Here is an 11961-nt window from a genome sequence, read left to right on the forward strand (position 1 = left end):
GTTACTGGCCGCGCATTTGCTGCTGTTGCTGTTTAACCTGTTCCGCGACCTGCAGCAAACTGGCTTCGATCTTGGCCAGACCGGCGGCGGACGTGAACAGGCAGGGCTGATGTTGGCTGAAGGCGCGGCGCTGTTCCGCCAGGCGCTGGGCCAATGCGTCCATTTCATCCAGCAGCGCCTGCGGCGTAGCGGTAGCCTGTTTGCCCGGCAGCGCCAGCAGCGACGGCTGGCGGCTGACGTCCAACACCGTGAGGTGCAGTTGATCGTCCACTTCCAGGTCGATCGGCTGCGCAAAGCCGATGCCGTTCAGCTTGGCGCGCACGTCGCCGCCTTTTTGCAGCCAGTTGTCCAGCGCGCTGCTTTCGATGCTCAGATGATTGACCTGAATGTCATGCAGCTGCAGCGGTTTTTGCAGCAGCAGGGTGAGGGTGCCGCCGGCGAACGGCGTGGCCGGCGCGTATTGCGGTTTGCGGCTGAACATCCCGCCTTTTTTCACCAGGCTGATGGCCTGTCGGTCGCTTTGTTGCTGCTGGTCCTGCATCCAGCGGGTATGGATCTGTTGCAGTTGGATCAACATCGACTGCTGCTGATAGGCCGATTCGGTCAGCAGTTGATCGATCTGCTGTTGCAGCAGCTTCAGCGAGGTGAGATCGTGCCACAGGCAGTCTTTCAACAGCATCAGATCGAGCGGGGCGATGGCGTCGCGCCCGCTGAAGAAGGCGCAGGCCTGCAGCAGGCGCAGGGCTTTCTTCCAGCGCCGATCGGAGACGTACGGCGCCTGTTCCAGCGCGTCCAGCCGCTGGCGCAGTTGGAAAATCAGCTCAAAGCAGGCTTCCGGCAGCGCCACCTTATCGATCTGCGGCTGCCACTGCAGAAACTCTTCGTCGCTGACGCTCAGCGCCGCCGGCACCGGGTTTTGGCTTTCGCTCTGGCGGTTGACCAGCAGCGAGCGGAAATTCTGTTTATCCTGCACCTTGTCCAGCCACAGGCGAATCAGCATGCGGTCATACAGGGCTTCGAGGCTGTTGTCCGCTTCGGGCAGTTCGTTGGAAGCGGTGACCAGCAGGCGCAGCGGGATCGGTTCTTCGCTGTTGCCGTTGCGAAAACGCCGTTCATTGATCGCCGTCAGCAGGGTGTTGAGGATCGCCGGGCCGGCCTTCCAGATCTCGTCCAGAAACACGATCTCCGCTTCTGGCAGATAGCCGGCGGTCAGGCGTTGATAGCGCCCTTCATCTTTCAGCGCCTGAATCGAGAGCGGGCCGAAGACCTCTTCCGGCGTGGAAAAGCGCGTCATCAGGTATTCAAAAGAGCGGGCGTTGCGGAAGGCAAACTTCAGCCGGCGCGCGATCAGGCTCTTGGCGATGCCGGGCGGGCCGAGCAAGAATACGCTTTCGCCGCTCAGCGCCGCCAGCAGGCACAGGCGGATCGCCTCTTGCCGCTCATAAAGGCCGCTCTCCAGCGCGCTGCTGAGGCGGGAAATTCGTTCTGCCAGAAGGGATGATGGCGTCATATAATCGTCGTATTGTCCGAGAGTTAGCCAATCTTGGTCGATAATTCGATGATAAACCACCATTATTTTTAATGGTATAGCTTATTGATTAGTAAAAATTTTCTCAGTTGAGTCGGATATCCGGTTCACATTTTGTTTATTTTTCGGCTCTGATATAAGGGTAGGCAAGCCGTATAAATGGTGCATACTGTGCGGCTTTCTGGTGGGCGTGACGGATCTTTGAGCCCGTATTTTGCCTGATGCGGATGCATCGCTAACGGATGTTCTGATAAAGAAACGAATTATGAGCGCAGAGCATAAGCAGTCCCTATCGGCGGTAACCCTGGCTGCCATCGGCGTGGTCTACGGTGATATCGGCACCAGTCCTCTCTATACGTTGAGAGAGTGTTTCTCCGGCCATTACGGCTTCGATGTTCGTCCAGACGTGGTTTTCGGCTTCCTGTCGCTGATTTTCTGGATGCTGATCGTGATAGTTTCCCTCAAATATCTCACCTACGTGATGCGGGCGGACAACGCCGGCGAAGGCGGCATTTTGACGCTGATGTCGCTGGCCGGGCGCAATACCTCGGCGCGCACCACCGCAGTGCTGGTGATACTGGGCCTGATTGGCGGCAGCTTCTTCTATGGCGAGGTGGTGATCACCCCGGCGATCTCGGTGATGTCGGCGATAGAGGGGTTGGAAATCGCCGCGCCTGCGCTCGACGCCTATATCGTGCCGCTCTCGATTCTGGTGCTGACCCTGCTGTTCGTTATCCAAAAACACGGCACCGGCAGCGTCGGCAAGTTGTTCGCCCCGGTAATGCTGTTGTGGTTCATCGTGTTGGCGGTGCTGGGCGCGCGCAGCATCATTTCGAACCCGGAAGTGCTGCAGGCGCTGAATCCCAAATGGGCGCTCAACTTCTTTATGGAATATAAGAAGGTGTCGTTCTTCGCGCTGGGGGCGGTGGTGCTGTCGATCACCGGCGTTGAGGCGCTGTATGCCGACATGGGGCACTTCGGCAAGTTCCCGATCCGCCTGGCCTGGTTCACCGTGGTGCTGCCTTCGCTGGTGCTCAACTACTTCGGCCAGGGGGCGTTGCTGCTGAAAAACCCTGAAGCGATCAAAAACCCATTCTTCCTGCTGGCGCCCGACTGGGCGCTGATCCCGCTGCTGATTCTGGCAACCCTGGCAACTGTCATCGCCTCGCAGGCGGTGATTTCCGGCGTCTTCTCGCTAACTCGCCAGGCGGTGCGCCTGGGGTATTTGTCGCCGATGCGCATCATTCACACCTCGGAAATGGAATCCGGCCAGATCTACATTCCGGTGATCAACTGGACGCTGTATATCTCGGTGGTGCTGGTGATCATCGGCTTCGAACACTCCAGCAACCTGGCGGCGGCGTACGGCATCGCCGTCACCGGCACCATGGTGCTGACCAGCATACTGGTCACTTCGGTGGCGATTAATAACTGGCACTGGAACCGCCTCCTGGCGATCGGCATCGTAACCATCTTGCTGATCATCGACGTGCCGATGTTCTCCGCCAACGCCCTGAAGCTGTTCTCCGGCGGTTGGCTGCCGCTGACGTTGGCGCTAGTGATGTTCATCATTATGACCACCTGGAAGAGCGAGCGTTTCCGCCTGTTGCGCCGTCTGCATGAGCACGGCAACTCGCTGGAGGCGATGATCGCCTCGCTGGAGAAATCGCCGCCGGTGCGGGTGCCGGGTACCGCGGTCTTCATGTCGCGCGCCACCAACGTCATTCCTTTTGCGCTGTTGCACAACCTGAAGCACAACAAGGTGCTGCACGAGCGCGTGGTGCTGCTGACGCTGCGCACCGAGGATGCGCCTTACGTGCACAACGTGCGCCGGGTGACCATCGAACAGCTGTCGCCGACCTTCTGGCGGGTGGTGGCCAGCTACGGCTGGCGCGAAACGCCGAATGTGGAGGAAGTGTTCCACCGCTGCGGGCTGGAAGGGTTGCCGTGCCGCATGTCGGAGACGTCGTTCTTCATGTCCCATGAATCGCTGATCCTCACCAAGCGGCCATGGTACCTCTACCTGCGCGGCAAACTGTTCGTTGCTCTGAGCCGCAATGCGCTGCGCGCGCCGGATCAGTTCGAAATCCCGCCGAACCGGGTCATCGAGCTCGGCACGCAGGTCGAGATCTAACCCGCCTGACAGGGGCTCAGCTAGGCTGAGCCCCTTTTGTTTGCGCTTTCTCCGTGCGCGAACGAAACGTTTCGATGACGATCACACTTCTGCATTGTCCGGGTTGCCTTCCCCTGCCGTTTTTTTACACTCCTCCAGAGAGCGAAACGTTTCGCTAGCGGAGTGAGAAGATGAAAAAAGGCGTATTACTGAATTCCGACGTGTCTGCCGTGATTGCCCGGCTGGGGCATACCGATCAGCTCACCCTGTGCGACGCGGGCCTGCCGATACCGGCGGCGACGCAGCGCATCGATCTGGCGCTGACGCAGGGCGTGCCGACCTTCATGCAGGTGTTCGCGGCGGTCACGCAAGAGATGCAGGTAGAAAGCGCCATCCTGGCGGAAGAAATCGTGAAACAAAATCCGTCGCTCCACGAGGCATTGTTGGCTGAACTGACCGCACTGGGCCAACGCCAGGGCAATACCATCGGCGTGCGTTATATCAGCCATCAGGCGTTTAAAGCGCAAACCGAGCACAGCCGGGCGGTGATCCGCAGCGGGGAGTGTTCGCCTTACGCGAACGTGATCCTGTGCGCCGGCGTAACTTTCTGAGGCGTTTATGCAACCTTTACTGCAACTGAAAGGGATTGATAAAGCCTTTCCCGGCGTGAAGGCGCTTTCCGGCGCCGCCCTCAGCGTCTATCCCGGCAAGGTGATGGCGCTGGTGGGGGAAAACGGCGCCGGGAAGTCCACCATGATGAAAGTGCTGACCGGCATCTACCAGAAAGACGCCGGCAGTCAGCATTTTCTCGGTAAAGAGGTGGCGTTCAGCGGGCCTAAATATTCGCAGGAAGCGGGCATCGGCATTATTCATCAGGAGCTGAACCTGATCCCGCAGCTGACGATTGCGGAAAACATCTTCCTCGGCCGCGAGTTCGTCAACCGTTTCGGCCGCATTGACTGGAAGCGCATGTACGCCGAGGCCGATCGCTTGCTGGCGCGCCTCAACCTGCGCTACAGCAGCCACCGGCTGGTGGGCGAGCTGTCGATTGGCGATCAGCAGATGGTGGAGATTGCCAAGGTACTGAGCTTCGAATCGAAAGTGATCATCATGGACGAACCGACCGATGCGCTGACCGACACCGAAACCGCCTCGCTGTTCAAGGTGATCAACGAGCTGAAGGCCGAAGGGCGCGGCATCGTCTATATCTCGCACCGTCTGAAAGAGATCTTTGAAATCTGCGACGACGTGACGGTATTTCGTGACGGGCAGTTCATCGCCGAGCGGCCGGTGAGCGAGCTGCAGGAAGATTCGCTGATTGAAATGATGGTCGGTCGCAAGTTGGAAGAACAATACCCGCGCCTTGATTTACCGCGCGGGGAAAAGCGGCTGGAAGTCAGTCATCTTTCCGGACCCGGCGTTGAAGACGTCAGCTTTACGCTGTATCGCGGTGAGATCCTCGGCGTGGCCGGCTTGATGGGCGCCGGGCGCACCGAATTGATGAAGATTCTGTACGGCGCCGCGCCGCGCAAGGCCGGCACCGTCAACCTCGACGGCCGCGAGGTAGTCACCCATTCGCCGCAGGATGGATTGGCGAACGGCATCGTCTATATCTCGGAAGACCGTAAGCGCGACGGCCTGGTGCTGGGCATGTCGGTAAAGGAAAACATGTCTCTGACCGCGCTGCGCTACTTCAGCCGCGCCGACGGCAGCCTGAAACAGGCCGACGAGCGGCAGGCGGTGGGGGACTTCATCCGCCTGTTCAATATCAAAACGCCGTCGATGGAGCAGCCGATAGGTCTGCTTTCCGGCGGCAATCAACAGAAAGTGGCGATCGCCCGCGGCCTGATGACCCGGCCGAAGGTGCTGATCCTCGATGAGCCGACGCGCGGCGTCGACGTCGGCGCCAAAAAAGAGATCTATCAGTTAATCAACCAGTTCAAGCAGGAAGGGCTGAGCATCATTCTGGTGTCTTCGGAAATGCCGGAGGTGATGGGCATGAGCGATCGCATTCTGGTGATGCACGAAGGGCATCTCAGCGGCGAATTCCCGATTGAACAGGCCACCCAGGAAGCGTTGATGGCGGCAGCCGTCGGCAAGCAATACGGCGTAAAGCAGGAGTAATCAGATATGAGTTCCCAGACTATCGCAGCCAAGCGCTGGTTCAGTAAAGAGTGGCTGTTAGAGCAGAAGTCGTTGATTGCGCTGCTGGTGCTGATCGCCGTGGTCTCTTCCATGAGCCCGAACTTCTTCACCCTGAACAACCTGTTCAATATTCTGCAGCAGACTTCGGTGAACGCCATCATGGCGGTGGGGATGACGCTGGTGATCCTCACGTCCGGCATCGATCTGTCGGTAGGATCGCTGTTGGCCCTGACCGGCGCGGTGGCGGCGTCGATCGTCGGCTTTGAGGTCAACGCGCTGGTGGCGGTGGCGGCGGCATTGGCGCTCGGCGCCGCGATTGGCGCCTGCACCGGGGTGATCGTCGCCAAAGGCAAAGTGCAGGCCTTTATCGCCACGCTGGTGATGATGCTGCTGTTGCGCGGCGTCACCATGGTGTACACCAACGGCAGCCCGGTCAACACCGGTTTCACCGATGTGGCCGACACCTTCGGCTGGTTCGGTATTGGCCGCCCGCTGGGCGTGCCTACGCCGATCTGGATCATGGCGATCGTGTTCATTGCCGCCTGGTATATGCTGCACCATACGCGCCTGGGCCGCTATATTTATGCCCTGGGCGGCAACGAAGCGGCGACCCGCCTGTCCGGCATCAGCGTCGATAAAGTGAAGATTATCGTCTACTCGCTGTGCGGCCTGCTGGCGGCGCTGGCCGGGGTGATCGAAGTGGCGCGCCTGTCGTCGGCGCAGCCGACCGCCGGTACCGGCTATGAGCTGGACGCCATCGCCGCCGTGGTGCTGGGCGGCACCAGCCTGGCCGGCGGCAAGGGCCGCATCGTCGGCACGCTGATCGGGGCGCTGATCCTCGGCTTCCTGAACAACGGCCTGAATTTACTGGGTGTTTCTTCCTACTACCAAATGATCGTGAAGGCAGTGGTGATACTGCTGGCGGTTCTGGTAGATAACAAAAGCAACAAGTAACCTCCCCCTACAGGAATCACGATGATGAAAATGAAAAAACTGGCAACCTTAGCCTCCGCCATCGCGCTGAGCGCCACCCTGAGCGCCAATGCCATGGCTAAAGACACCATCGCGCTGGTGGTGTCCACCCTCAACAACCCGTTCTTCGTCTCGATGAAGGACGGCGCGCAGCAAGAGGCCAACAAGCTGGGCTACAACCTGGTGGTGCTGGATTCCCAGAACAACCCGGCGAAAGAGCTGGCCAACGTGCAGGATCTGATGGTGCGCGCGCCCAAGCTGCTGCTGATCAACCCGACCGACTCCGACGCGGTGGGTAACGCCATCAAGATGGCCAACCAGGCTAAGATCCCGGTCATCACGCTGGACCGCGTGGCGAGCAAGGGTGACGTGGTGAGCCACATCGCTTCGGATAACCGCGTAGGCGGCAAAATGGCCGGTGATTTCATTGCCAAGAAAGTGGGCGCCGATGCCAAGGTGATTCAGCTGGAAGGCATCGCCGGCACCTCTGCCGCGCGTGAACGCGGTGAAGGCTTCAAGCAGTCGCTGGATCAGAATAAATTCAAGCTGCTGGCCAGCCAGCCGGCCGATTTCGATCGCACCAAGGGCCTGAACGTGATGCAGAACCTGCTGACCGCGCACCCGGATGTGCAGGCGGTGTTCGCCCAGAACGATGAAATGGCGTTAGGTGCGCTGCGCGCGCTGCAAACCGCCGGTAAAACCGACGTGATCGTGGTAGGCTTCGACGGCACCGCCGACGGCGTGAAAGCGGTCGAAGGCGGCAAGCTGGCGGCGACCGTGGCGCAGCGTCCCGATCAGATCGGCGTGATCGGTGTGGAAACCGCCGATAAAGTGCTGAAAGGCGAAAAAGTGCCGGCGACCATCCCGGTCGATTTGAAACTGGTCACTCAGTAAGTCATACCAGCGCCATCGGAACGGGGCGTTTACGATGGCGCGCAATTCAGGAATCAATGCGATGGAAACAGGTAAGCTGGTGGTTCTTGGCAGCATCAATGCCGACCATATCCTCAATATTGAACAGTTCCCCCACCCGGGCGAAACGGTGATCGGGAAACAGTATAAGGTGGCGTTTGGCGGCAAGGGCGCGAATCAGGCGGTGGCGGCCGGGCGCAGCGGGGCGAAGATCGCCTTTATCGCCTGCGTGGGCGCCGACGATATCGGCGAACGTGTCCGCCGGCAGCTGGCGAGCGATCGCATTGATACCCAACCGATTGAAGCCATCGCCGACAGCACCACCGGCGTGGCGCTGATCTTCGTCAACGCCGAAGGCGAGAACGTGATCGGCATCAATGCCGGCGCCAACGCCGCGGTGACGCCGGATTACCTGGCGCGCTACCAACAAAAAGTGATCGACGCCGATGCCCTGCTGATGCAGCTCGAGTCGCCGCTGGAGACGGTGATCGCCGCCGCCCGCCTGGCGAAGCAACATCAAACGCAGGTGATCCTCAACCCGGCCCCGGCGCGTGAGCTACCTGACGAGCTGCTGGGCATGATCGATATGATCACCCCGAATGAAACCGAAGCCCAGCGCCTGACCGGCATCGCCGTGGACAACGACGCGGATGCGGCGCGTGCGGCGCAGGCGCTGCACGACAAGGGCATCGCGACGGTGATCATCACCCTCGGTAGCCGCGGCGTGTGGCTGAGCGAAAACGGCAACGGCAAACTGGTGCCCGGCTTCAAGGTGCAAGCGGTGGATACCATCGCCGCCGGCGATACCTTTAACGGTGCGCTGGTGACTGCCCTGTTGGAAGGCAAAGTCATGGCCGACGCGGTGCGTTTCGCCCATGCGGCGGCGGCGATCGCCGTGACCCGCCCCGGCGCGCAGCCTTCGGTGCCGTGGCGTGAAGAGATCGACGCCTTCTTGCAGCAGCAGGGGTGATCCTTTGGCCACCATGAAAGATGTCGCCCGCCTGGCGGGCGTTTCAACCTCTACCGTGTCGCATGTGGTCAACAACAATCGCTTTGTCAGCGACAGCGTGCGCGACAAGGTCATGGCGGCCGTGGAACAGCTGAACTATGCGCCTTCCGCGCTGGCGCGCAGCCTGAAGCTCAATCAGACGCGCACCATCGGCATGCTGGTGACCGCCAGCAACAACCCGTTTTATGCCGAAGTGGTGCGCGGCGTGGAGCGCAGCTGTTATGAACGCGGCTACAGTTTAATCCTGTGCAATACCGAAGAAGACGCCGCGCGCATGAACCGCAGCATGGAGACGCTGCTGCAAAAGCGCGTCGACGGTTTGCTGCTGATGTGCACCGAAAACCACCGACCATCGCAAGATGCTCTGAGCCGTTACCCGTCACTGCCGATCGTGATGATGGACTGGGCGCCGTTCGAGGGCGCCAACGACATTATTCAGGATAACTCGCTGCTGGGCGGTGAGATGGCGACCGATCATCTGATCGCCCGCGGCTACCGCAAGATTGCCTGCATCGCCGGCCCGCAGGATAAAACCACCGCTCGCCACCGGCTGGAAGGCTACCGCAACGCGATGCGTCGCGCTGGATTGCCGGTTCCGCCAGGGTATGAAGTGCATTGCGACTTTGAGTTTGAGGGCGGGGTGAACGCCATGCGCCAACTGCTGGCGCTGGATGAGCCGCCGCATGCGGTGTTTGCCGGCAACGACGCGGTGGCGGTAGGCGTTTATCAGGCGCTGTATCAGGCCGGGCTTTCCGTGCCGCAGGATATGGCGGTGATGGGCTACGATGACATTGAGTTGGCCCGTTATCTGGCGCCGCCGCTGAGCACCATTCATCAGCCGAAGGATTCGCTGGGCGAGCTGGCGATCGATGCGCTGATCAACCGCCTGCAAAACCCGGAGCGCGCGCCCCAGGTGCTGGTGCTGACACCCGAGCTGGTGGAACGCGCCTCGGTGGGCCGCCGTTAACTGGCCGCCTTCGCTTCTTTCTTGCTTTCCTGGCCGCTGATCAAATTGCGGCCATCCTTCCTTCTCAGCAACATAAACACCAGCGCCGACGCCACGGTGACGATCCCCATGGTGATAAAGGTGTAATGGAAGTGGTCGATCATGGTGCCTAACGACAGGGATTCGTAAAAACGCAGCACCGCCGCGCTGATCGCTACGCCGAAACTGATGGACAGCTGTTGGGTGACCGCCAGGACGCTGTTGCCGGCGCTGGCGTTGGCGTCGTTCAAATCCGCCAGGCTGATGGTATTCATGGCGGTGAACTGGGTGGACATCGCCATGCCCAGTACGAACAGCGGCAGGATCATCAGCCACAGCGGCATGCCTGGGCTCTGCAGGGCGAACTGCGCGATCAGCGCTCCGATGATAACGGTGATGCCGACCAGCGTTTTACGGTAGCCGAACCAGCGCAACACCTGAGTGACGGTGGATTTCGCCATCAGCGAGCCGATGGCGGTCGGTGCCATCATGCAGCCGGCGACGATCGCCGTGTAGCCAAATCCCACCTGCAGCATGAGCGGCATTAAAAATGGCACGCAGCCGGTGCCCAACCTGGACGCGACGTTGCCGGCGATGCCGACCGAGAAGGTGCGGGTTTTGAACAGGTCGAGGCCGATCAGCGGCTGAGGATGACGGCGGGCGTGCGCGATGTAGCCGAACAGCATCACGAAGCCGCTGAGCAGAATGCCCAGCGAAACGTAGCTCGCCAGCACCCGCTCGCCAAACAGTTCCAGCCCGGTGGAGATCAGCACCAGGCTCAGGCCGAACAGCATAAAACCCAGAAAATCGAAGCGGCGCTTGGGCGTGGTGAAGTCCGGCATGTATTTGCGCGCATAGAAGATGCCGAGCAGGCCGATAGGGATATTGATCAGGAAAATCCAATGCCAGGTGGCGTAGGTCACCAGCCAGCCGCCCAGCAGCGGCCCCAGAATCGGCCCGACCAGGCCGGGCATGGTGACGAAGTTCAGCACCGGCAGCAGTTCGCTGCGCGGGTAGGCGCGCAGCAGCGCCAGTCGCGCGACCGGCATCATCATCGCGCCGCCGATGCCCTGCAGCACGCGAGAGGCAACCAGCACGCTCAACGTGGGGGAGAGGGCGCACAACAGCGAACCGAGGGTGAATAACGTGACGGCGAAGATGAACACGCGGCGGGTGCCGAAGCGGTCCGCCAGCCAACCGCTGACTGGGATCAGCATCGCCACCGTCAGCGTATAGCTGATGACGGCAGATTGCATCGCCAGCGGCGAGTGCCCGAGGCTGTGGGCGATCGCCGGCAGCGCCGTGTTGAGGATGGTGGCGTCCAGCGCCTGCATAAAGAACGCCATTGCGGCGATCCACGGGAGTCCTGCCATACTGCGCGCGGATTGGGTCATGGTCGGTCCTGGTTAAATGGTCGTCTCTCCCTCATCTCTTTCTTCTATCTATAAGCGGGGAGCGTGTCTAGTCTTTCTCTTTCAGCAAAACTTGGCAGGCGACGAGGGCGCCTGCGCTGTCTCCGGCGAGTATCGCATCGACGATAGCCTGATGGTGGCGCAGCTTGATCACTTCATTGCCTGTAATGGCGCGGAAGTAACTCTGATACACCGAACTGAACAGGTTAGCGAACGAGGTCAGGAACGGATTACCGCTGGCCTCGTAGATGAGCTGGTGGAATTGGGTATCGACCTGGATCCAGCGCTCGCGATCAAACTGGGTATGCAGCGCGCGCATCTCCGCCATCAGCTCCTCCAGCAGTTTGGTTTGCTGCGGGCTGGCGTGGTCTGCCGCCAACGCGCAGGCCTGCGGTTCCAACGAGGTGCGCAATATAAGGAAATGTTGCATCACCTGATCGAAGTTTTCCCGCGTCATCCACCAGGTCAGTAAATCCTGATCGAGGAAATTCCATTGGCTTTGCGGCATCACGCGGGTGCCAATGCGCGGGCGCGGCAACAACATGCCTTTGGCGGCTAACATCTTTACCGCTTCGCGCACCGCTGTGCGGCTGACGCCGAATTGCTCGCCCAGTTCCATTTCACCGGGCAGGATGCTGCCGGCCTGATAATCGCCCGCCAGAATTTGTTGGCCGAGTTTCTCTGCAAGCAGATAAGAAAGATTGCGTTGGGCGGCCTGTTGTTGTGCATTTAACGGCATGGCTGCGGGTCCTTACTGACATCGTTATTTCTATTTTACTCCAGCGATCGCCAGCTTTTATGGCTGTTTGCCTGAAAAAGTGACATAAATTCGTCGCTTTTTCGCCCTTTTGCCGAAAAAATCCGCGCTTGAAAAGTTTTTTGCAT

General features: G+C 60.1%; 10 protein-coding genes. 7 read left to right on the forward strand and 3 right to left on the reverse strand.

Annotated features, from left to right (window positions below):
* Position 1: 1 nt before the first annotated feature.
* Positions 2–1510, reverse strand: coding sequence for an ATPase RavA (ravA, locus tag ACJ8J1_RS22810; protein ID WP_089197564.1), 1509 nt, complete (start codon positions 1508–1510; stop codon positions 2–4).
* Positions 1511–1793: 283 nt separating this feature from the next.
* On the opposite strand from ravA, the gene kup reads away from it, so the two are divergent.
* From kup to rbsR, 7 genes are all read left to right on the forward strand, one after another.
* A complete protein-coding gene (gene kup / locus ACJ8J1_RS22815; RefSeq protein WP_033645161.1) occupies positions 1794–3662 on the forward strand; it encodes a low affinity potassium transporter Kup in 1869 nt (622 codons plus the stop codon).
* 170 nt (positions 3663–3832) lie between these two features.
* Complete coding sequence (rbsD, locus tag ACJ8J1_RS22820) at positions 3833–4252, forward strand: D-ribose pyranase (RefSeq protein ID WP_033645162.1); 420 nt, start codon at positions 3833–3835, stop codon at positions 4250–4252.
* A 7-nt stretch (positions 4253–4259) separates the two neighbouring features.
* The gene (gene rbsA, locus ACJ8J1_RS22825) at positions 4260–5765 is read left to right on the forward strand and encodes a ribose ABC transporter ATP-binding protein RbsA (RefSeq protein WP_033645163.1); all 1506 of its coding nucleotides are present in this window, start codon (positions 4260–4262) and stop codon (positions 5763–5765) included.
* Between the two features lie 6 nt (positions 5766–5771).
* The gene (rbsC, locus tag ACJ8J1_RS22830) at positions 5772–6740 is read left to right on the forward strand and encodes a ribose ABC transporter permease (protein ID WP_025304730.1); all 969 of its coding nucleotides are present in this window, start codon (positions 5772–5774) and stop codon (positions 6738–6740) included.
* A 24-nt stretch (positions 6741–6764) separates the two neighbouring features.
* A complete protein-coding gene (gene rbsB, locus ACJ8J1_RS22835) occupies positions 6765–7652 on the forward strand; it encodes a ribose ABC transporter substrate-binding protein RbsB (protein WP_025160300.1) in 888 nt (295 codons plus the stop codon).
* Positions 7653–7713: 61 nt separating this feature from the next.
* On the forward strand, positions 7714–8640 hold the full coding sequence (rbsK, locus tag ACJ8J1_RS22840) for a ribokinase (protein WP_033645164.1): 927 nt from the start codon (positions 7714–7716) through the stop codon (positions 8638–8640).
* A gap of 4 nt (positions 8641–8644) precedes the next feature.
* A complete protein-coding gene (gene rbsR / locus ACJ8J1_RS22845; protein WP_025160301.1) occupies positions 8645–9646 on the forward strand; it encodes a ribose operon transcriptional repressor RbsR in 1002 nt (333 codons plus the stop codon).
* Here the strand turns inward: rbsR and mdtD are convergent.
* On the reverse strand, positions 9643–11058 hold the full coding sequence (mdtD, locus tag ACJ8J1_RS22850; RefSeq protein WP_033645165.1) for a multidrug transporter subunit MdtD: 1416 nt from the start codon (positions 11056–11058) through the stop codon (positions 9643–9645). The two genes, rbsR and mdtD, sit on opposite strands and share 4 nt — an antisense overlap.
* Before the next feature lie 67 nt (positions 11059–11125).
* On the reverse strand, positions 11126–11815 hold the full coding sequence (locus ACJ8J1_RS22855; protein ID WP_033645166.1) for a FadR/GntR family transcriptional regulator: 690 nt from the start codon (positions 11813–11815) through the stop codon (positions 11126–11128).
* Between the last annotated feature and the right edge of the window lie 146 nt (positions 11816–11961).

This window comes from Serratia sp. CY37869 (genome assembly GCF_052168895.1).
Classification (GTDB): Bacteria; Pseudomonadota; Gammaproteobacteria; order Enterobacterales; family Enterobacteriaceae; genus Serratia; species Serratia ureilytica.

Coding starts and splice junctions, on each gene's coding strand:
- rbsD (WP_033645162.1), top strand. CDS start 3,833: ATGAAAAAAGGCGTATTACTGAATTCCGACGTGTCTGCCGTGATTGCC.
- rbsC (WP_025304730.1), top strand. CDS start 5,772: ATGAGTTCCCAGACTATCGCAGCCAAGCGCTGGTTCAGTAAAGAGTGG.
- mdtD (WP_033645165.1), bottom strand. CDS start 11,058: ATGACCCAATCCGCGCGCAGTATGGCAGGACTCCCGTGGATCGCCGCA.
- kup (WP_033645161.1), top strand. CDS start 1,794: ATGAGCGCAGAGCATAAGCAGTCCCTATCGGCGGTAACCCTGGCTGCC.
- rbsB (WP_025160300.1), top strand. CDS start 6,765: ATGAAAATGAAAAAACTGGCAACCTTAGCCTCCGCCATCGCGCTGAGC.
- ACJ8J1_RS22855 (WP_033645166.1), bottom strand. CDS start 11,815: ATGCCGTTAAATGCACAACAACAGGCCGCCCAACGCAATCTTTCTTAT.
- rbsA (WP_033645163.1), top strand. CDS start 4,260: ATGCAACCTTTACTGCAACTGAAAGGGATTGATAAAGCCTTTCCCGGC.
- ravA (WP_089197564.1), bottom strand. CDS start 1,510: ATGACGCCATCATCCCTTCTGGCAGAACGAATTTCCCGCCTCAGCAGC.
- rbsK (WP_033645164.1), top strand. CDS start 7,714: ATGGAAACAGGTAAGCTGGTGGTTCTTGGCAGCATCAATGCCGACCAT.